Origin of the sequence: Phaeobacter sp. JH20_29 (assembly GCF_048056175.1) — a bacterium.
In the GTDB taxonomy this organism is placed as follows: Bacteria; Pseudomonadota; Alphaproteobacteria; order Rhodobacterales; family Rhodobacteraceae; genus Phaeobacter; species Phaeobacter bryozoorum.
Genome location: NZ_JAYMWO010000009.1, coordinates 202,706 through 223,271 on the forward strand (window position 1 = coordinate 202,706; position 20,566 = coordinate 223,271).

The following is a 20,566-nucleotide window of genomic DNA, read 5'->3' on the forward strand; positions in this document are numbered from 1 at the left end:
AAACGGTCGGCGATCCGGAGGTCTAGTCTCCCTGCGACATATCCTGCGCCACCGGCAGGATTGGCGCGGATTTCGCCAGCGCCAGCTCCGCATCGGAAAACACCCAAGGACCACGCACGCCCGGCACATCCTCCGGCGCAATCTGCATCTGGCGGTGCTTGATCTGCGGATCGTCAAACGCCTGCCCAATGGTGTTGATCGGCCCCGCAGGCACGGTCGCGGCCTCCAGCGCCGCCAACAGATCCGCCTGCCCCCATTGCGCCAGCGCTGCCGCCAGCATCGGTGTCAATTCGCCCCGGTTGGCCACCCGCAGCTGGTTGGAGGTAAAGCGCGGATCAACCGCAAGCGCCGCCATGTTCAAAACCTCGCAGAGCCGCGCAAACTGGCCGTCATTGCCAACGGCAAGGATCACATGCCCGTCGCGCACCGCCATCACCTGATAGGGCGCAATATTGGGATGCTCATTGCCCATCCGGGTCGGGCTGGTGCCGGTTGCCAGATAGTTCATGTTCTGATTGGCCAGCATGGCGGTGGCGCAATCCAGCAGAGACATGTCGATATGCTGCCCCCGCCCGGTTCTATGGCGCTGCTCCACCGCTGCCAGAATGCCGATGGTGCCATAAAGCCCGGTGACAATATCGGTGATCGCCACCCCAACCTTCTGCGGCTCACCATCCGGCGTGCCGGTGATCGACATCAGCCCGGACATGCCCTGCAACAGGAAATCATAGCCCGCCCGCGTCGCATAAGGCCCATCCTGCCCAAAGCCGGTCACCGAACAGTAGATCAGACGTGGATTGACCGCTTTCAGGCTGCCATAGTCCAGCCCGTATTTCGCCAGCCCGCCGACCTTGAAATTCTCGATCAGGATATCGGCATCCCGGATCAGCTCCAGCACCGTCTGTTTGCCGTCTTCAGTGCGAAAATCCGCAGTGACGCAGGACTTGCCCCGGTTCGCCGCATAGTAATAGGCCGCTGTTTTATCACCGTCGCGCTCGATAAAAGGCGGGCCCCAGCGACGGGTATCATCCCCCTCGGGGCTCTCGACCTTGATGACCTCCGCCCCCAGATCGGCAAGCGACTGGCCAATCCATGGCCCCGCAAGAATACGGGCCAGCTCGACCACCTTCAAACCTGCAAGCGGTGTCATGGGCACTCCTGTCAGTCCGCCCGCGATCTGCGGGACATCCCCCTGCCAAGGCACGGCAGAGTGTTCTGACAGAGACTTAGCCTATCCATTCCTCTGCGGGCAAATAATTTGATCAAAACATGCGGAGTGTCTTAAGAAGAGAGTGGCCAGGCCGACAAACTTGCCGTTCATTTCTGGTACCTTCACGCCTACTCACGTGCTAGCGCCATAAGATGCTCAAGTCGAAAACGCTTCGTATAGGAATGGCGGCCGTTTTTCTGGCAGGTTGCTCATCAATTCCCGAAATGACATCGCAAGATGGATCAACTTTCGCCCTCAACCGTGATATTATTACCTATGCTGGGCCGGAGGGCTCGGCAACTATCTCTGTGCACTCAAAGAAGCTTCCAAACTTTGGGTCTGCGAAGACGGCACCACATCAATGTTGGTCACAGCAAGATTACCTTTGTCGTTCCAAGGAGTTTTGCTTGTGGAATTCGACGGCAAAACCTTCACGAACTCCCCGCTGCTAGGCGAGTAATTTGCTAACTTGTTCGCGGCACATTTGACTAATTTATAGGCCGACATTCGATTGCAGTGCAGAATCGGTGACTCTAGGTTCACAGCCGACCAGCAGGACTTCCAGCCCCAGCAAAACAATCGGCGCCAAATTTCACCGTATGAGGCATCGCTGAGCGACACGATGCAACAGCAGCTACAGCGCCAAGCCGCCCTGCCAGACCTGCTGCAGCTCCAGCGCGTCGTTCAGATGCAGCACATCGGCGCGCGCGCCGGGTTACAAGCGCCCCAGATCGGGCCGCCTGATCAAATCCGTCGGTCGGCTCGTGGCCATCTCCAGCGCCGTCTCCAACGGCAGATCGCAGGTCTCGACCAGGATCTGCACCGCCGTGGCCAGCTCCAGATGGGCGACCGGGGCTGCCATCATGCGGCGCGAGCCAGGTCATCTCTTTGTCCAACCAGATCAGAAGCGACCCGCGCTTTCTGAGCGCATCGTTGTAGCTGAACCAATTCGTCGTACGGTAGCGGGCAGGTGCGGGCTTGCTCATCTGCCCCGTCTAACCGCATGGATTCGTGATGTGAATCCTTAACACTCAGAGTTCTGCAACAACGCCTTCAAAGCTGCCAATACGACTTTCACCTTGAATGCAGGGCTGTGGTTCCGTCTGGGTCGTCTTGCCATCGTTGTTCCTTCGTCCCGGCACACTGCCGGATGAGGAACGGGAAATCCACCTAGCTCAACTGTTCATATATCTCGGGCCACATCTCCATCACGGTCAAGGCAATGTTTCCCCCACTCTTTAACAAGCTTTTTGGCCCGACTGAGCACTTCGTCACTGGAGGTCGGGTGATCCGGTGCGATCGGTACTAGTATTTTCCGGGGCATGAATGTGATCCTTTGCTGTGACGAAGGTTAGATGACTGCCCCTCGAACCTATCGACGTTGCCGAACATCAATAAAAATCAAAAAAAATCTCAAATTTCATAAATGAAATTTATACGATACCTTGCGCGGCGAACACAGTAAGCCTCAATGAAGCATTTTCCGAACGACCTCTATCGGAGAAGACAGGAACAGAACCAAATGAACACTCGTCTCAACTTAGAACAAATACGGGCATTTCTGACCGTCGTGCGCCTCGGTGGATTTAGCAAGGCAGCCGATGAGCTAGGCTTGACACAACCAGCCGTGACTACGCGGATCAAAAACCTAGAAAACACCTTGGGCGTGGAGTTGTTTGAAAGAACGAGTGGAGGCGTTCTTTTGACCAAGAGAGGGGATATTCTCGCCCGCTATGCAAAACAGTTCGAACAGCTTTCAGAGCTCGTGCAACGAGATGTTATGGATCCCTCAGGTATCGAGGGCCATCTTCGCCTAGGAGTTTCCGAAACTATCGTTCAATGCTGGTTACCGTTATTCATTGAAGAGCTTCATCGAATGTATCCTGCCCTCGAAATCGAGATCAACGTCGATATATCGGTCAACCTCCGTACAATGTTGCTTGATAGAGAGATCGACCTTGCCGTCTTACTAGGGCCAATTTCTGAGTACTCTGTCGACAACGTCGAGTTACCAGAAGTGGATCTTGCCTGGTACCGAGCCGAAAGTGACCAAAGCTCCAACGACCACCCGTCTCGATACCTAGAAAAGCCCATATTTACATATGCAAGAAATACGCGTCCTTTTCGGGAATTGCGCTCTGAACTTCTTGAACATTTGGGTCCAAACTACTCACTCTTCCCCTCCTCTTCGCTGTCAGCTTGCTTTCGCTTAGTTGAATCTGGCTTGGGCGTCGCTGCATTGCCGCGTGTCTTGGGGCAGCGCTTCGTATCTGAAGGGCGAATTTGCGAGTTCGATCCTGGGTGGCGCCCAAACCCCCTGAAATTCTCAGCGTCTTTCCTCGGTGAACCAAAGAGCCATCTACTAGAAACCGCAGCGGCCATCGCAAGCGCCACTGCACAAAGCTTCGACGATAAAAAACTTTAATGGGATTGCGAAGATCTTTTTAATTTGTTTTTATGTTAGCCCAGATCGATACTCCCACCACTGGGAGGAATCGTACTTTGCCAATCTCACATGCAGAACTTGTCCAAAAACCTCTAGCAGAAATTCGAGACGTTATTCGCCGCGACAGCTACCACTCTCACACAGCTGGGCTGGGTAACGGATTTCTTCAAGCCAACATCGCAATCATGCCCTCAGAGTCCGCCCTGGACTTCATGCGCTACTGCCAACGCAACCCCAAGCCATGTCCGTTGACCGGTGTCTCCGACACTGGGAATCCAAAGATGTTCACCATGGGCAGGGACATCGATATTCGTACTGATGTTCCGGCTTACAATATTTATCGTGACGGGAAGCTGGAAAGCACTGTCGGGAACATTCGAGACATCTGGCACAACGACTTGGTCGCATTTGCTCTGGGTTGCTCTTTCACATTCGAGCATGCACTCAATGATGCAGGCATCCAACTGTGGCACATTAATAATAACAAAACAGTGCCAATGTTCCGCACATCAATCGAAACCGTTCCATCGGGCCCGTTTGGCGGTCCGATGGTCGTCAGCATGCGGGCAATTCCTGAAGATCAGCTAAAAACCGCAATCGCCATTTCTAAGAACTACCCCCTTGCGCATGGGGCACCAGTGCATTGGGGCGATCCTGCGGAAATCGGGATTCAAGACGTTAACCTCCCTGATTGGGGCGATCCAGCGCCAGTGGAAGCCGGGTTTATACCCGTTTTCTGGGCCTGCGGCGTTACTCCACAGGCAGCTATCGAGCAGGCCAAACTCCCTCTCTGCATCACACATAAGCCGGGTCATATGCTGATTACCGATATACCGCAGGATGCAGAGAATCCGATCTTAGCACCCGACAATCATCAATCAAACTAAGTCCAAACAGGAGAACTAAGATGAGAAAATTCACTGCATATCTGGCGGCAACCGCATTGCTTGCATCGCCTGTAATCGCAGAAGATTTGGCTGTCGTCGGCAGTTGGTCCGGCTTGCCACTTCACAAACAATTTGAAGCACCTTTCTGGTCGGAAACCCTTCCAACAGCTTCCGGTGGATCAATCAACGTAAGCCTGACCACGCACAACCAAATGAACCTTGGGGTTGGAGACGTTTTCCGTCTGCTCGGGGACGGCGTTTATGACGTTGCAATGACAGTTGGCGACTATGCAGTGGCCGATGCGCCAGAACTCGAAGGTCTGGATGTCCCGCTGCTTGCACTTACGGCCGACGAAGCCCGCGCGATGGTCGATGCTGCACGTCCGATGGTTAGCGACATCTATCGGGACCGCTTCAACAGTCACGTTCTGGCGATCGCGCCCTACCCACCACAGGTCGTATTCTGCAATGGTGACGTGAACTCTCTTGCTGACCTCAAAGGCCTAAAGGTCCGTGCCTCTGGGCGTATGACCGCCAAGTTCCTCGAAGCCCTTGGAGCTGAGGGTGTCAACGTCAGCTTTGCCGAAGTACCTGGTGCTCTCCAGAAAGGGGTGGTCGATTGCGCGGTAACTGGTGCCGGATCTGGCTACAGCTCTGGGTGGTGGGAAGTATCTACCAATCTTTTGGCCATCCCCTTGGGTGGTTGGGATCCGGTGGTCACCGCCATCAATCTGGACAAATGGAATTCTCTAAGCACCGAAACTCAGGAATTGATCCAAACCCAGGTGTCAGCCGAATTTGAGGAGCCTGCATGGGAAGTCGCTCAAGACGCGCTGGTCAATGACATCGCCTGCTTGACAGGGAATGGCGAGTGCCCATCTGGCGAAACGCGTAACATGAAGCTTGTCGAAGTTTCGGAAGAAGACTTCAACAACGCGAGGGAAACCCTGGTCAGCGAAGTTCTCCCGGCGTGGGCTGAACGCGCCGGTGCTGATTGGGCCGAGCGGTGGAACACTAGCGTCGGTCAAGTCGTCGGCGTGTCTGTTGCCGTAGAATAACAGATAGTTCCCTGGGAGTGCTTCCAATGCCCGAGAAAATACTTGCGACGATGAAGCGGCTCAATCGAGCAGTAGCAATGCTGATTGGTGTTCTGCTCTTGACATGTGTCGTGTTCATCATCGCTGAAATCATGATCAGGCAGTTGGGAGGCACTCTCGGCGGAACTGATGAAATAAGTGGCTACGTCATGGCTGTTGTTACGTCCTGGGGTATGGGATTTGCCCTGCTCGAACTCAGTCACATTCGGATCGATATTCTCCGGGGGCGTGTCAACGCCCTCGGACGGTCCCTCTTTGACCTGTTCTCTCTGTTCGTCTTGTCGAGCACCGTCACCGTGATTGCCATCAGGTCCTGGCCTGTCGTTGAGCGGTCAATCATAAACAGTTCGCGCGCCAATACACCGCTGGAGACACCTCTGGCACTGGTTCAACTACCGTGGTTTGCGGGCTGGCTTTGGTTTGCCGTCATCGCATGGCTCACGTTGGTCGCCGCAGTCATGCTGGTCTTGCGCGGTGAATTTGAAAAATCCGAAGCTGCTGTCGGGATCGTCGGCGAAGAAGACGCGGAGATCCACACATGATTTGGTCAATTTCAGTCGGCCTGCTGGCCCTGCTTTCGCTCTCAATCCCTGTTGGGATCGTGTTATTCCTCCTTGGATTCGGAATCGACGCATTCTTCAGCCCTTTTCCGCTGACCAAAGGACTCGGAAACTTGGTCTGGTCGACATCAAACAATGCCACATTGATCGCCATTCCATTCTTTGTCTTGCTCGGTGAGGTCCTGGTCCGCAGCGGTATCGCCAACAGAACTTACGCCGCGCTGGACCGTTGGGTGTCTTGGATGCCAGGGGGGCTGGTCCACGCGAATGTGGCTACCTCGACGATGTTTTCGGCCATTTCGGGCTCGTCTGTCGCGACGGCCGCGACCGTCGCAACGGTCGCCATGCCACAGGCTGAAAAGCTCGGGTATGACCCAAAGCTCTTCTCAGGGGCTATCGCCGCTGGCGGTACACTTGGCATCATGATCCCGCCATCAATCAACCTTATCGTCTACGGTTTCCTGACGCAGTCATCTATCCCGCAACTTTTTCTCGCGGGTCTCATGCCAGGTCTTTTGCTTGCGGTGGGCTTCATGCTCATCACTGTGCTCATTTGTATGATCCGACCCGAATTGGGCGGTGTTCGACGGGTGTTCCCGATCTCTGAGATGATCCGCGGACTTTTTCAGCTCATCCCCATCGTCATCCTTTTCGGTGCTATCATCGGGACCATCTACATGGGGTGGGCCACTCCGACAGAGGCAGCGGCAGTTGGTGTTGCAGGCGCAGTGCTCATCGCAGCAGCCTTTGGTGGCGTTTCAATCAAGATGATCAGTGAGAGCATCGTTGGCACCATCAAGATCACCTCCATGATCATGCTGGTTATCATTGGGGCGTCTTTCCTGAACTTCACACTGGCCTCGGCCGGTCTGGGCGCGGAACTTCAGGCTCTGCTCAATGGGCTTGGGTTTTCACCATTGATGACCATGCTGGTGATTGTCTGCATGTACATTGTACTCGGATTTTTCATCGAGACCTTGTCGCTGATGGTTGTAACGATCCCGATCATCGTGCCCCTGGTCACGGCGCTTGGGTACGATGTGATTTGGTTTGGGATAATGATGATCGTTCTCGTTGAAATGGCTCTTATCTCACCCCCGGTCGGCTTGAACCTCTATGTCGTGCAAGGCGCACGTAAGAGCGGGAAACTGAGCGACGTGATGCTGGGTACCATCCCGTTCGTCTTTGTGATGCTGCTTATGGTAGCGGCCTTACTCGCGTTCCCTCAGATCGCTCTCTACCTTCCGGAATCCATCCAGCGATAACCGCGGCCCTAAGGGGCCGCATTTCACCAAAGAAAACATGCCGGGCAGTTGCCCGGCAAACAAAGGAGCTATGCCATGTGGCAATTTTGGGTCGACCGAGGCGGTACGTTTACCGACATCGTCGCACGAAAACCGGACGGAACGCTTCAGTCCCATAAACTACTTTCCGAAAACCCCGAGCGTTACAAAGACGCGGCAGTTCAAGGGGTCCGAGAAATTCTAGGCTTGGACGCGGACAGCCCTATCCCCGAAGGCACGATCGATGCAGTCAAGATGGGGACAACCGTCGCAACCAATGCGCTTCTGGAACGCAAAGGCGATCGGACAATCCTGCTCATCACCAAAGGAATGAGAGACTTGCTGCGCATCGGCTACCAGAACCGGCCGCGCCTATTTGATCTGAACATTCAGCTGCCTGAGCTGCTCTATGAAGAAGTCATTGAAGTTGAAGAGCGCGTCGATGCCGATGGCAATGTCATCGAACCCTTGAACCTGCGTCAAGTCCGCGACGCGCTGTCTCAGGCCTACGGGCGCGGGTACCGCTCTGTCGCGGTGGCACTGATGCATGGCTACAGATTCCACGACAACGAGCTAAAGATCGGCGAGATGGCAAAGCAATCCGGCTTCACCCAGGTCTCGCTTAGCCACAAGGTTAGCCCGCTGATCAAGCTTGTCTCCCGTGGGGATACAACCGTTGTGGATGCCTATCTGTCGCCAATCCTTCGCCGATATGTTCAGCAAGTCAGCGATGCGCTTGGTGCCACACGCGGTGGATGTAGGTCCTTGATGTTCATGCAGTCCAATGGTGGGTTGACCGATGCAAACCTGTTCCAAGGTAAGGATGCAATCCTATCTGGCCCTGCTGGCGGCGTGGTCGGCATGGTGCGCAGTGCAGAAGCCCTTGGTTTTAACAAACTCATCGGTTTTGACATGGGCGGCACTTCTACCGATGTGTGCCACTATGCGGGAGAATTCGAACGTTCCTTTGAAACCGAGGTCGCAGGCGTGCGGATGCGAGCACCGATGATGAGCATCCACACTGTTGCAGCTGGCGGTGGCTCGATCCTCAGCTTCTCAAACGGACGCATGCAAGTGGGTCCCGAGAGCGCCGGTGCAAACCCAGGCCCGGCTTCATACCGCCGTGGCGGCCCGCTTGCCGTAACCGACTGCAACGTTTTGCTTGGCAAGCTTCAACCAGATCACTTCCCGCATGTGTTTGGCCTCAATGGCGACGAGCCGCTGGACGTGGCGGTCGTGCGTGAGAAATTTACAGCGCTTGCCAAAGAAATATCGGCAGAAACCGGGGAACCAGAGCGCAGCCCGGAACAACTTGCCGAAGGTTTCCTGCGCATCGCCGTGGAAAACATGGCAAATGCGATCAAGCAGATCAGTGTTCAGCGCGGCTATGATGTGACCCAATACACCATGAACTGTTTTGGTGGTGCGGGGGGGCAGCACGCCTGTCAGGTTGCGGATGTCCTGGGCATGGAGAGTATCTTCATTCACCCGTTTGCGGGCGTTCTCTCAGCATTCGGTATGGGGTTGGCGGATGTACGTGCCCTGCGGGAATACCAGTTTGCGCAGCCCATCAATAATGTCTCTGAAGCGGAAACTGTTCTGAAAGGGCTGGATGCTGAAACGCATAACGAAGTTCTGGAACAGGGTGTATCCAAAGAGGCGATTCAAATTGTTCGCACAGCTCATATTAGGACCGATGGCTCACATCAGACCCTGGACGTTCCTTTTGGAACCGTCGAGGAGATGCGTAAAGGATTTGAGGAAGCGCACGAGCAGCGCTTCGGCTTTGTGCCGGACTACAATCAGCTAATCATCGACCTTCTGACATCAGAATCCATCGGATCCACTGGCGAAGATGTAACGCTTCCTGTCAATGAAGAAGGGCGTGGTAAGAACCTGAACGCCTCCATGTATAACAATGGCCGTTGGCAAGATGTTCCAATGGTGGATCGAACCGGCTTGACCATTGGTGACAAGGTCACCGGACCAGCAATCATTTTTGAGCCCACTGGGACCAATGCCATCGAAGATGGTTGGCAAGCAGAATGCCGCGAAGGTGGCAACCTTGTGCTGACGCGGATTGTGCCATTGGAACGCAAAGAGGCGATTGGCACGACGGTCGATCCAGTAATGCTTGAGGTGTTTAACAACCTGCTCATGTCGATTGCCGAACAAATGGGGGCAACTTTAGCCAACACCGCTTATTCGGTAAACATCAAGGAACGTTTTGATTTTTCCTGTGCGATCTTTGATGCCAACGGCGACCTGGTGGCCAATGCACCACACGTGCCTGTCCACCTTGGGTCCATGAGCGGCAGCGTCAAATCTATCCTCAGCGAAAACACAGACAAGATCCGCCCGGGCGATGTGTTCATGATGAACAATCCCTTTAATGGCGGCACACACCTGCCGGATGTCACAGTCATCACTCCGGTGTTTGATGCCGATGGGAAAAACATCATCTTCGTCACAGCATCCCGCGGTCACCATGCAGATATTGGTGGCAAAACCCCGGGTTCAGCCCCGCCAGACAGCAAGACCATTGATGAGGAAGGTATCCTGATCGACAACTTCCTGCTGGTGGATCGCGGCACTTTGCGCGAAGCAGAAGCGCGCGCTTTGCTGGGCAGCGGACCATATCCCTGCCGGAACATCGATCAGAATATGGCTGATCTGGCAGCGCAGGTGGCTGCAAATGCCACGGGCGTCAAAGAGTTGCAGAATATCGTAGAGCAGTTTGGGCTTGGTGTCGTGCACGCCTATATGGGCCATGTGCAAGACAACGCCGAAGAAAGCGTACGCCGGGTTCTGGATGTTCTAAAGGATTGCTCGTTTGAATATCCACTGGACGGTGGTGCAAAGATCTGTGTCAGCATTTCGGTGGACCGAGTCGAGCGCAAGGCGATCATCGATTTTGAAGGCACCTCTGATCAGAGTCCTTTGAATTACAATGCTCCTTACTCGATTTGCCGCGCAGTTGTTCTTTACGTTTTCCGCACGCTGGTCGGGTCCGATATTCCGATGAACGAAGGTTGCATGAAGCCGCTGGAGGTTCGAACGCCAAAGGGATCAATGATCAACCCGGAATTCCCAGCTGCGGTGATCTCCGGTAATACCGAAGTCAGCCAGGCCATTGCCGATACGCTTTATGGTGCTTTGGGTGTTATCGCCGGCTCGCAGGGCACTATGAACAACTTCGTTTACGGGAACGATGAGTATCAAAACTATGAAACGATCTGCGGTGGCACAGGCGCAGGGGATGGTTTTGACGGGGCCAGTGCGGTGCACAGCCATATGACAAACACCCGCATGACGGACCCGGAGGTTCTGGAAACTCGGTTCCCGGTGCGCGTGGATGAATTCTCGATCCGGCAGGACTCTGGCGGCGCGGGAGAAACCACGGGCGGCAACGGGATTATCCGCAAGCTGCGGTTCCTCACTCCGATGACCGTCACGGTGCTGTCTTCGCATCGGGAAACCGTGCCCCATGGCGCAGCAGGTGGTGAACCGGGCAAACCCGGTGAAAACTCGGTTAAGCGCAGCAACGGGGATGTCGAAATGCTGAAAGGGAATGATGAAACTCAAATGGGGGTCGATGACGTCTTCATCATGAAAACCCCAGGCGGAGGCGGCTTTGGCATCGCAAAGGCATCTTTGATGTCCCGCCTGCTGGGGGCCATCCGATGAGTCGTGCGTTCTTGCCTGATGTGAATGCCATGTTTAACGACATAGCATCCACAATCGATTTGCCAGAAGGGCTGGATGAGAAATAATCCGCATCTGCCACGCGACCTATGTGACCCGCTTCGGTGTGCGGCTGCGTGGCAAAATGCACTCCTTTACAGGGTGGCGCGCGGTGCATTCCACCCAAAACCCTCCGGCAAAGGGCGGCATCCGATATTCTCCGGATACCGATCAGGAAGAGGTTGAGGCGCTGGCGGCGCTTATGACTCATAAATGTGCTTTGTTGGGGCCGCCGTTCGGCGGCTCCAAGGGCGCCCTGCGGATCGACCCACGCCACCGGGAAGAACATGAGCTGGAAAAAATCACCCGGCGCTTTGCCCAGGAATTGATCCGCCATGGGTTCCTGAACTCAGGCATGAATGTTCCGGCACCCGATAGGGACACCAATGAACTGACCATGATGTGGATCGCCGATGAATACCGGCGCCAGAATCCCGAAGATATCAACGGCCTGGCCTGTGATACCGACAAACCCCTGGGGGGCAGCGGGATTGAAGGCGGCACCTATGCCCCAGATGGAGCAGAGGCGCTGCACGATGAATGCGATATTCCGATCCCAGTCGCATTCGAACGGAAGGTGGCTTAAACGAGCACCTGGGGCGGCACTAAAACGTGACAGGTCCAACACGGGCCGCATCGCAGAATTATTTTTGCTGCAACCGCGAGAGATTGCTGTGTAAGCACTGGCTGCATTAGCAAAAGTCGGGTCCGTCCCGCATTGTGTCAGCTCACCGGCTGCAAAACCTCGCAGTCGCAGCGAACGGCCGGCTGCGGCGCAGCAGAAACCCTCGGCTGGTTGCGTCAAATGACCGACTTTGCAACGCACACTATCCGCGCTTTTCTGCCGTTCGTGGGTCGTGCAGGATCGGTCAGCATGACCTCAGAGCAGACCAGCAGGACTTCCTGCCCCAGCAGAACAGTTGGCGCCAAGTTTCACCGTATGAGGCATCGCTGAGCGACACGATGCAACAGCAGCTACAGCGCCAGGCCGCCCTGCCAGACCTGCTGCAGCTCCAGCGCGTCGTTCAGATGCAGCACATCGGCGCGCGCGCCGGGTTGCAAGCGCCCCAGATCGGGCCGCCTGATCAAATCCGCCGGCCGGCTCGTGGCCATCTCCAGCGCCGTCTCCAACGGCAGATCGCAGGTCTCGACCAGGATCTGCACCGCCGTTGCCAGCTCCAGATGGGCGCCCGCAAGGGTGCCATCAGCCAGCGTCAACCGATTGCCGTCACGGCGGATTTCGCGACCATTCAGGGTAAAGCGGTCGATATCGGAGCCGCCGGTGGCCATGGAATCGCTGACCAGAAACAGTTGCCCGGGCCCGGTCTTGGCCGCCAGCGCCGCCCGCATGGATGCCGGATGCACATGCACCGCGTCCGCAATCAGCCCCGCTGACAGCCCGCCAAGATCAAGGGCGGCGCCGACAACACCGGGTTCGCGATTGCCAAGCTGGCTCTGGGCGTTGAACAGATGGGTGACGCAGCGCGCGCCTGCCGCAACCGCCGCCACGCAATCGGCGTGGCTCGCATCGGTATGACCCAGCGACACCAGCACGCCCGCCTCGCTCAACCGCCGGATCTGCGTCGGGGTCGCCGCTTCGCAAGCCAGGGTCACCTTCAGCACCGGCAACCGGGTGGCCGCTGCGCATAACATCTCCAGATCGGTCTCGCTCATCGGGCGTATCAAAGACGCATCATGCGCGCCCTTGCGCGACACCGCCAGATGCGGCCCCTCCAGATGCAGCCCGATGATGCCCGGAACCCCGGCGGCAATCGCGGCGTCCACGGCGTCGATGGCGCGGGCGACGAAATCCGGCGTATCGGTAATCAGCGTCGGCAGGATCGAGGTCGCGCCAATCTGCGCATGGGCCGCCGCAATGACCTGCAACTGCTCCAGCTCGGGCGCGTCGTTGAACATCACCCCGCCGCCACCGTTGACCTGCAGGTCGACAAACCCCGCCGTCAGGATCCCACCGGTCAGCTCCGTCACCTCCGCCCCCTCGGGCAGTTTGCCGACGGGCAGGACGGCCGCGATCTGGTCGCCGCGCAGGACCAGCGCGCTGTCCTCCTCCCAGCCCACCGGGGTCAGGATGCGGGCACCGGTCAGCGCACGCAGCGGTTGCCGGTCGCCGGTCATACCGTTTCCGTCACTTTTTTCAGGTGGCGGGGCGCATCGGGGTCAATCCCGCGCGAGGCGGCAAAGGCTTCAACCATCGCATAAAAGGACACGATCAGGCTGATCGGATCAGTCAGCGCATGGTCCGTGCGGATATGATCCACACGCCGCGCCGCCGTCACCTTGTCGCTGGTGGCAAAGACCTGCGCGCCCTTGCCCGCGATCTGATCGGCGATACCCGCCAGCGCGTCCTCAGCGGCATCCGCCGCCGCAAAGCCCAGCACCGGGAACCCCTCTTCCACAATAGACACCGGCCCATGCAGCACCTCCGCCGAGGAATAGCTCTCCGCATGAAGCTGGCAGGTTTCCTTGAACTTCAGCGCCGCCTCATTCGACACCGCCAGCGCCTGACCACGCCCCAGCGTGAACAGCGATGACCGCGCGCCGATGGCCTCGCGCACCTCGGGCCAGTCAATGCGGCAGGCGCGCTCCAACTGCTCCGGCAAGGCGTGCAGCGCCGCAAGCACCGCTTGGTTGCGATCCCATTTGGCCAGCAGCCACAGCCCCGCCACCGCCGAGGTGACAAAGGTCTTCGTCGCGGCCACGCTCAACTCGGGCCCTGCGTGAATATCCAGCGCATGGTCCGACGCAGCCGCCAGCGGCGAGGCGGGATCATTGGTCAGCGCCACCGCCAGCGCCCCGTCACGGCGCGCGCTTTCCGCCATCGCCACGATGTCCGGGCTTTTGCCCGACTGCGACACCGCCAGGCTCAGCGCCCCCTGCAGCCGCAACGGCGCCTTGTAGATCGACGCAACCGACGGCCCGACCGAGGCAACAGGCACTCCCAGCAGGATCTCGCTGGCATATTTCAGATAGGTGCAGACATGGTCGGACGATCCGCGTGCCACCGTCACCATAATATTCGGATCAAGGCGGCGCACCGCCTCGGCCACCGCGTCAATATCCGCCTCGCCCTGGCTCAGCAGCCGATCCACGGCGGTCGGGATCTCGTCGATCTCGCGACGCATCTTGGTGATATCTGTCATGGTTCCCTCCTCAGGGTCGCCAGGTTAGCTCGTCCCGAGCCGCAGCTCGGCGACAAAATCATAAGCATCGCCGCGATAGATCGAGCGGGTGAACTCCACCACGCGACGGTTGCGCAAGTAAGACGTCCGCACGATGCTTAGGCCCGCCATTCCCGGCTCCACCCCCAGCAGCTGCGCCTCATACTCCGGCAGGTTGATCGCCGAAATCCGCTGCAAGGCCCGCACCGGGCGGCTGCCGGTCTGCTCCAGCACCTCATAAAGCGACCCCCGGACTGCCTGCGGATTGGGCAGGATATCCACCGGAAGCGAGGCCCGCTCGATCGCCATCGGACGCCCATTGGCACGCCGCAGACGGGCAATACGCGCAACCGCCTCCCCCGAGGTCAGCGCCAGCGCCATCACCTCCTCCGGCGAAGGGGTATGGATGCCGCGTTCCAGCCATTCGACGCTGGTGTCATAGCCGCGCCGCTCCATGTCCTCGGTAAACGAGGTGAGCTGCGACAGCGATTGCTCCACCTTGGGCGTGCCATCGGACACAAAACTCCCCGAGCCCTGCCGCTGCACCACGATGCCCCGATCCACCAGATCCTGCATGGCGCGGCGCACGGTGACGCGCGACAGTCCGGTCAGCGTTGCAATCTCTCGTTCGGCGGGCAAGGGCGCGCTCTTGGGCAGCAGCCCGGTCTCGATGCCGTCCTCGATACGCTGGCGCAGCCGCACATAGCGTGGCCCGGCGGCGTCCTCCAGCCAGGCGGCCGGTTTCAGGAATTCCTCGACCGTCATAGCGCCTCCTGCCGGATCTCGCGGGCAAAGCGGCGCGCCAGCTCCAGCGCCCCGTCCAGCGGCGAGCCCTCCGGCGCCTGCAGGTACTCCGCCACATCAGCAGGCAGATAGGCGGCGTATTGCGCCGCCACACCGCCGATATGATAAACCGGTTCCTCCGGCCGACGTCCCAGCGCCTGCAACCCGTGGCACAGATACTCCGCGCCTTCGGCCATCAGCCGCCGCCCTACGGAATCGCCCGCAGCGGCAGCCTGCGCCACCCGCGGCGCATAGGCGCCAAAGGCCGCCGGACGCGCGGTCTGGGCAAACCGGACAATCTCGGCAGTCTGATTGGAAAAATCCCTGAGACAGCTGCGCAGCAGCGGCGTCATCGGCTCGATCCCTTCGGCCGCCTGTAGCGTCAGCTGCAACACACGCCGCCCCAGCCAGCCGCCCGAGGCCTCATCGCCAAGAACCGCCCCGTGACCACCAATAAGCGTGACCTGCCCCGCCACCTGACGGCCCAGAAATGACCCGGTGCCGACACCGATCAGACAGGCAGTGCCCTCGCCAAGCGCCCCGACAACCGCAGGCATCCGGTCATCTTCGACCCGGATATGCCGATGCGGCAGGGCCGAGGCGACAAAGGCTGCCGACCCGGCATCAATCACCCCTGCCAGTCCTGCATAGACCGGGATCTGGTGAAAAGCCTCATCGTCAAGGCCCGCCTGACGTTGCAGATCGCTCAATCCCGCGCGCAGCGTCTCAACCGCAAGCTCGGGCGCGGTATAGACATTGGCGCTTCCCCCGGTGACCACCAGCCGGCGCGGCGACGCCCCGCAGCTCTTGGGCGCGGAGGTATCAGGCAGATCAGCCGCGGGATCGCCCGCCCCCAGCAGGACAAAGCGACAGGAGGTCCCCCCTCCATCCACGGCGATCAGATATGGAAAGCACGAGTCAGTCATGCAATACCTATAAGATACCTTTTAACCAAAAGAAAGACCTATCGGCCGCAAGTATTGGCGCCACAGTAGATAACTCCTTGAAAAACCTACACCAGACCAAGAAAATAATTAAATGGTAGACAAGTGGTATTGTATAGGTATTAAATACTTCTCATTCACCTGAGGGGGAGGAATCACATGGCATCGACCAGCCAACAACCGTCCGCAGCACGTATATCGGCGCCCACCGATGCGCAGACGGAAACGCTGCACCCCCGCGCCAGGGGGCTCGATCTGCGCGCCGATGCCGATATCCTCGACACGCTTCTCGACGGGCAATCGCGCGCACTGGCAGCTGTAGACAGCGCCCGCCCCGCCATCGCCGCAGGCGCCGCTCTGCTGACGGAATGCCTGCGCAACGCTGGTCACCTGCACTATGCGGCGGCAGGTTCCTCGGCCCTTATGGCGCTGGCTGATGGCGCCGAACTGCCCGGCACATTCGGCATCAGCGCCGATCAGATCTCCATTCACATGGCCGGCGGCATCCCATCCGACGGGCGGATGCCCGGCCATACTGAAGATGACAGCGCGGCCGGCAGCAAGGCTGCCGCCGCAGTGACCGCAGGTGATGTGGCGATCACCCTTTCCGCCAGCGGCACCACGCCATTCCCGATCGGCTTTGCAAAAACCGCACAGGCCGCCGGCGCCAAGGTCATCGCGATTGCCAACAACGCCGACACGCCACTGCTGCAACTGGCCGATGTGGCAATCTGCCTGCCAACACCGCCGGAGGTCATCGCAGGCTCCACCCGCATGGGCGCCGGAACCGCGCAGAAGGCCGCGCTCAACATGATGTCGACGCTGGCAGGCATCCGGTTGGGGCATGTGATGGACGGCATGATGGTCAATCTGATCGCAGATAACGCCAAGCTGCGCCAACGCGCGATCCGCATAGTCTGCACCCTCACACAGCAGGACGCCGAGGCCGCCGCCCGCGCGCTGGATCAGACCGGCGGCGCGGTGAAAGCCGCCATTCTGCTGTTGCAGGGTGCGGCCTCCCCCACTGCGGCGGACACGCTGCTGCGCCATAACAAGGACAACCTGCGAGCCGCGCTCGCACAGGTGTAACGGTCGGCCACGCGCCACCCAAGAGGTCACCAAGACCCTGATTTCAAATACCAAACATGCAAACTGGGAGATACAGAATGACACGCAAACTCTTTACCCTCGCGCTGCTCGGCTCGACCGTGCTCGGCGGCGCAGCCGCTGCCGAAGACGTCACGCTGACGATTGAGAGCTGGCGCAACGATGACCTCGCCCTCTGGCAGGACAAGATCATCCCCGCCTTTGAGGCCGCCAACCCCGGCATCAAGCTGAAGTTCACCCCCTCTGCCCCGGCGGAATATAACGCCGTGCTGAACTCCAAACTGGATGCGGGCAGCGCCGGCGATCTGATCACCTGCCGCCCCTTTGATGCCTCGCTTGGTCTGTATGACAAGGGCCAGCTGGCCGATCTGTCCGATCTTGAGGCGATGAGCAGCTTCTCCGATGTGGCCAAATCCGCCTGGCAGACAGATGACGGCTCCGCCACCTTCTGCGTGCCGATTGCTTCGGTGATCCACGGCTTCATCTACAACAAGGACGCCTTTGCCGAGCTGGGCGTGGACGTACCGGAAACCGAAGACGAGTTCTTCGCGGCGCTGGAGAAAATCAAACAGGACGGCAATTACATTCCGCTGGCGATGGGCACAAACGACCAGTGGGAAGCCGCCACCATGGGCTATAACAACATCGGCCCGAACTACTGGAAAGGCGAGGAAGGCCGTCTTGCCCTGATCGCAGGCGAGCAGAAACTGACCGACGAGCAGTGGGTTGCCCCCTATGAGACCCTGTCGAAATGGGGTGCCTACATGGGCGACGGCTATGAAGCCCAGACCTATCCCGACAGCCAGAACATCTTCACCCTGGGCCGCGCCGCGATCTATCCGGCAGGCAGCTGGGAAATCTCCGGCTTCAACACCCAGGCCGATTTCGCCATGGGCGCCTTCAAACCGCCAGTCAAAGCGGCGGGCGACACCTGCTACATCTCGGATCACACCGATATCGCGGTGGGCCTGAATGCCGCCTCCCCCAATGCAGAAGCTGCCAAGACCTTCCTGAACTGGGTCGGCTCGCCTGAATTCGCCGCAATCTACGCCAACGCGCTGCCGGGCTTCTTCTCGCTGTCAAACCATGAGGTCGCGATGGATGATCCGCTGGCGCAGGAATTCGTCTCCTGGCGTGGCGAGTGTGAGAGCACCATCCGCTCCACCTATCAGATCCTGTCGCGCGGTACGCCGAACCTCGAAAACGAAACCTGGGGGGCCTCCGTTGCCGCAATCAAGGGCACCAAGGCCGCTGCTGATCTCGGCGCTGAACTGCAAGAGGGTCTGGCCAGCTGGTACGAGCCGCAGAAATAAGCGCGCCGCGATCTGACTGACCACAGACTCAGGCGTCCGGGCGGCCTCACGCGGCCCGGACCCGTCGACAGATGGGACACATCATGCAAAACACCCCTCATAAACCGCGCAGACGCTGGCATATCGCCGTTTTTCTGGCGCCCGCTGTGCTGGTCTATACGGCCATCATGATCTTCCCGCTGTTCAATACCCTGCGGCTCGCGCTCTATAGCGAAAGCGACCAGATCCGCCAGTTCGTCGGCCTCGCCAATTTTCAGACCCTGTTCGGCGACCCCAACTGGTCGGAACAGTTCTGGAATGCGCTTGGCAATAATTTCTGGTTCTTCATCGTGCATATGCTGGTGCAGAACCCAATCGGGGTGGCGCTGGCGGCGATCCTCAGCCATCCCCGGCTCCGGTTTGCCGCACTCTATCGCACCGCGATCTTCGTGCCGACCATCCTCAGCTTTGTCATCGTCGGCTTCGCCTGGAAACTGATCCTCTCGCCGATCTGGGGCATCACCCCCGACCTCCTCGACGCCATTGGCCTGAAGTGGCTGTTTGCCCCCTGGCTGGGCAAGGAAGACTACGCGCTGACCACGCTGGCGCTGATCTCTGTCTGGCAGTTTGTCGGCATCCCGATGATGCTGATCTACGCAGCCCTGCTGTCGATCCCCGAAGAGGTGATCGAAGCCGGCGAGGTTGATGGCATCACCGGCATGTCCGCCTTCTGGAAAATCAAACTGCCGCTGATCCTACCCTCCATCGGGATCATCTCGATCCTGACATTTGTAGGCAACTTCAACGCCTTCGACCTGATCTACACCACCCAAGGCGCGCTTGCCGGGCCGGATTTCTCCACCGATATTCTCGGCACCTTCATGTATCGCACCTTCTTCGGCTTTCAGCTGCAACTGGGCGATCCGCATATGGGGTCCGCCATTGCCACCGCCATGTTCGCGATCATCCTGATCGGTGTCTGCATCTATCTCTTCGGCATCCAGACCCGTCTGCGCCGCTACCAGTTCTGAGGATCCGATGATGCATAAATCCCGCTCAAACCCGTTCAACAGCATCCTCGCCCACGGTGCGCTGATCACCTACACGCTGATCGCCCTGTTTCCGGTGTTTGTGATCCTGGTGAACAGCTTCAAAACCCGCAAAGCGATCTTTCGCGACCCTCTCGGCCTGCCGACATCCGACACATTCTCGCTGGTCGGCTATCAGACCGTCCTGAAGCAGGGGGATTTCTTCCTCTACTTTCAGAACTCGATGATTGTCACCGTGGTGTCGCTGGCGCTGGTGCTGCTGTTTGGCGCCATGGCCGCCTTCGCCCTCGCCGAATACCGTTTCAAGGGCAATATGCTGCTCGGCCTGTACCTCGCCCTTGGCATCATGATCCCGATCCGCATCGGCACCGTCGCCATTCTGGAGCTGATGGTGGACACCGGGCTGGTCAATACGCTGACTGCGCTGATCCTCGTCTATACCGCGCAGGGCCTGCCGCTGGCGGTGTTCATCCTGTCGGAATTCATGAAACAGGTGAGCGATGATCTGAAGAACGCAGGCCGCATCGACGGGCTTTCGGAATACACCATCTTCTTCCGCCTGGTGCTGCCGCTGGTGCGCCCGGCCATGGCCACCGTCGCCGTCTTCAACATGATCCCGATCTGGAACGATCTCTGGTTCCCGCTGATCCTGGCCCCGGCCGAGGAAACCAAGACGCTGACACTGGGCAGCCAGGTCTTCATCGGCCAGTTCGTGACAGACTGGAACGCCGTGCTCTCGGCGCTGTCGATGGCGATCCTGCCGGTCATGGTGCTCTATGTGATCTTCTCGCGCCAGCTGATCCGCGGTATCACCTCAGGAGCGGTGAAATGATCCGACATATCACGCTATGCGCTCGTCCGGCAGCAGTGCCGGGCTGCGTCGGGCCAGCCCCCCGGAGCGGCAGTCTTCAGCCGCTTGTTGGCCCGGCGCTCAGCCTGTCCTCTCGCCATCGTCACAGCAGCCATCCTCACCACAGCGGAGGCC

Annotated in this window: 16 protein-coding genes and 2 pseudogenes; 11 read left to right on the forward strand and 7 right to left on the reverse strand. The window is 58.6% G+C overall.

Annotation, left to right across the window (positions count from 1 at the left end; translation table 11 throughout):
* Positions 1-22 precede the first annotated feature (22 nt).
* From VWZ85_RS07100 to VWZ85_RS07110, 3 genes and pseudogenes are all read right to left on the reverse strand, one after another.
* Entirely contained in the window at positions 23-1,150 is a 1,128-nt protein-coding gene (locus tag VWZ85_RS07100) for a CaiB/BaiF CoA transferase family protein (protein WP_416587548.1), read from the reverse strand.
* A 775-nt stretch (positions 1,151-1,925) separates the two neighbouring features.
* Positions 1,926-2,075 (reverse strand): hypothetical protein, encoded by a 150-nt coding sequence (locus VWZ85_RS07105; protein ID WP_340547540.1) that lies wholly within the window; start codon positions 2,073-2,075, stop codon positions 1,926-1,928.
* Positions 2,053-2,196 (reverse strand): annotated as a pseudogene (locus VWZ85_RS07110) (IS5/IS1182 family transposase); the annotation flags it as partial. The gene VWZ85_RS07105 and the pseudogene VWZ85_RS07110, both read right to left, overlap by 23 nt.
* A 536-nt stretch (positions 2,197-2,732) precedes the next feature.
* Between VWZ85_RS07110 and VWZ85_RS07115 the strand changes: the two are divergent.
* The 7 genes and pseudogenes from VWZ85_RS07115 to VWZ85_RS07145 all read left to right on the forward strand — a co-directional run.
* Positions 2,733-3,635, forward strand: a complete 903-nt coding sequence (locus tag VWZ85_RS07115) for a LysR family transcriptional regulator (RefSeq protein ID WP_416587550.1) — start codon at positions 2,733-2,735, stop codon at positions 3,633-3,635.
* Between the two features lie 77 nt (positions 3,636-3,712).
* The gene (locus VWZ85_RS07120) at positions 3,713-4,543 is read left to right on the forward strand and encodes a putative hydro-lyase (RefSeq protein ID WP_416595446.1); all 831 of its coding nucleotides are present in this window, start codon (positions 3,713-3,715) and stop codon (positions 4,541-4,543) included.
* A 20-nt stretch (positions 4,544-4,563) separates the two neighbouring features.
* Positions 4,564-5,601, forward strand: a complete 1,038-nt coding sequence (locus tag VWZ85_RS07125; protein ID WP_416544670.1) for a TRAP transporter substrate-binding protein — start codon at positions 4,564-4,566, stop codon at positions 5,599-5,601.
* 26 nt (positions 5,602-5,627) lie between these two features.
* Positions 5,628-6,182: a TRAP transporter small permease subunit gene (locus VWZ85_RS07130; RefSeq protein ID WP_416536603.1), complete on the forward strand. Its 555-nt coding sequence runs from the start codon at positions 5,628-5,630 to the stop codon at positions 6,180-6,182.
* Positions 6,179-7,465 carry a TRAP transporter large permease gene (locus VWZ85_RS07135; protein WP_416554437.1) on the forward strand — a complete coding sequence of 429 codons (1,287 nt, stop codon included), beginning with the start codon at positions 6,179-6,181 and terminating at the stop codon, positions 7,463-7,465. The genes VWZ85_RS07130 and VWZ85_RS07135 overlap by 4 nt, the downstream gene beginning before the upstream one ends.
* 75 nt (positions 7,466-7,540) lie before the next feature.
* Positions 7,541-11,170, forward strand: coding sequence for a hydantoinase B/oxoprolinase family protein (locus VWZ85_RS07140; protein WP_416587554.1), 3,630 nt, complete (start codon positions 7,541-7,543; stop codon positions 11,168-11,170).
* Positions 11,167-11,738, forward strand: a pseudogene (locus VWZ85_RS07145) (Glu/Leu/Phe/Val dehydrogenase dimerization domain-containing protein); the annotation flags it as partial. The gene VWZ85_RS07140 and the pseudogene VWZ85_RS07145, both read left to right, overlap by 4 nt.
* Positions 11,739-12,202: 464 nt before the next feature.
* On the opposite strand, the gene nagA reads toward VWZ85_RS07145, so the two are convergent.
* Genes nagA through VWZ85_RS07165 form a run of 4 tightly spaced genes read right to left on the reverse strand, consistent with a single transcriptional unit; the run spans position 12,203 to position 16,115 of the window.
* On the reverse strand, positions 12,203-13,363 hold the full coding sequence (nagA, locus tag VWZ85_RS07150; protein ID WP_416587556.1) for an N-acetylglucosamine-6-phosphate deacetylase: 1,161 nt from the start codon (positions 13,361-13,363) through the stop codon (positions 12,203-12,205).
* Positions 13,360-14,388 carry an SIS domain-containing protein gene (locus VWZ85_RS07155; protein WP_416536599.1) on the reverse strand — a complete coding sequence of 343 codons (1,029 nt, stop codon included), beginning with the start codon at positions 14,386-14,388 and terminating at the stop codon, positions 13,360-13,362. The genes nagA and VWZ85_RS07155 overlap by 4 nt, the downstream gene beginning before the upstream one ends.
* 24 nt (positions 14,389-14,412) lie before the next feature.
* A complete protein-coding gene (locus tag VWZ85_RS07160) occupies positions 14,413-15,171 on the reverse strand; it encodes a GntR family transcriptional regulator (protein WP_340547440.1) in 759 nt (252 codons plus the stop codon).
* On the reverse strand, positions 15,168-16,115 hold the full coding sequence (locus tag VWZ85_RS07165) for a BadF/BadG/BcrA/BcrD ATPase family protein (protein ID WP_416587558.1): 948 nt from the start codon (positions 16,113-16,115) through the stop codon (positions 15,168-15,170). Before VWZ85_RS07165 ends, VWZ85_RS07160 begins: the two co-directional genes overlap by 4 nt.
* A gap of 177 nt (positions 16,116-16,292) precedes the next feature.
* Between VWZ85_RS07165 and VWZ85_RS07170 the strand changes: the two genes are divergently transcribed.
* The 4 genes from VWZ85_RS07170 to VWZ85_RS07185 all read left to right on the forward strand — a co-directional run bounded on the left by VWZ85_RS07170 (position 16,293) and on the right by VWZ85_RS07185 (position 20,413).
* Positions 16,293-17,222 carry an N-acetylmuramic acid 6-phosphate etherase gene (locus VWZ85_RS07170; protein WP_340547442.1) on the forward strand — a complete coding sequence of 310 codons (930 nt, stop codon included), beginning with the start codon at positions 16,293-16,295 and terminating at the stop codon, positions 17,220-17,222.
* 77 nt (positions 17,223-17,299) lie between these two features.
* On the forward strand, positions 17,300-18,553 hold the full coding sequence (locus tag VWZ85_RS07175) for an ABC transporter substrate-binding protein (RefSeq protein ID WP_416536596.1): 1,254 nt from the start codon (positions 17,300-17,302) through the stop codon (positions 18,551-18,553).
* An 83-nt stretch (positions 18,554-18,636) separates the two neighbouring features.
* Positions 18,637-19,563, forward strand: a complete 927-nt coding sequence (locus VWZ85_RS07180) for a carbohydrate ABC transporter permease (RefSeq protein WP_416587560.1) — start codon at positions 18,637-18,639, stop codon at positions 19,561-19,563.
* Between the two features lie 10 nt (positions 19,564-19,573).
* Positions 19,574-20,413: a carbohydrate ABC transporter permease gene (locus VWZ85_RS07185; protein ID WP_044040979.1), complete on the forward strand. Its 840-nt coding sequence runs from the start codon at positions 19,574-19,576 to the stop codon at positions 20,411-20,413.
* Positions 20,414-20,566: the final 153 nt, after the last annotated feature.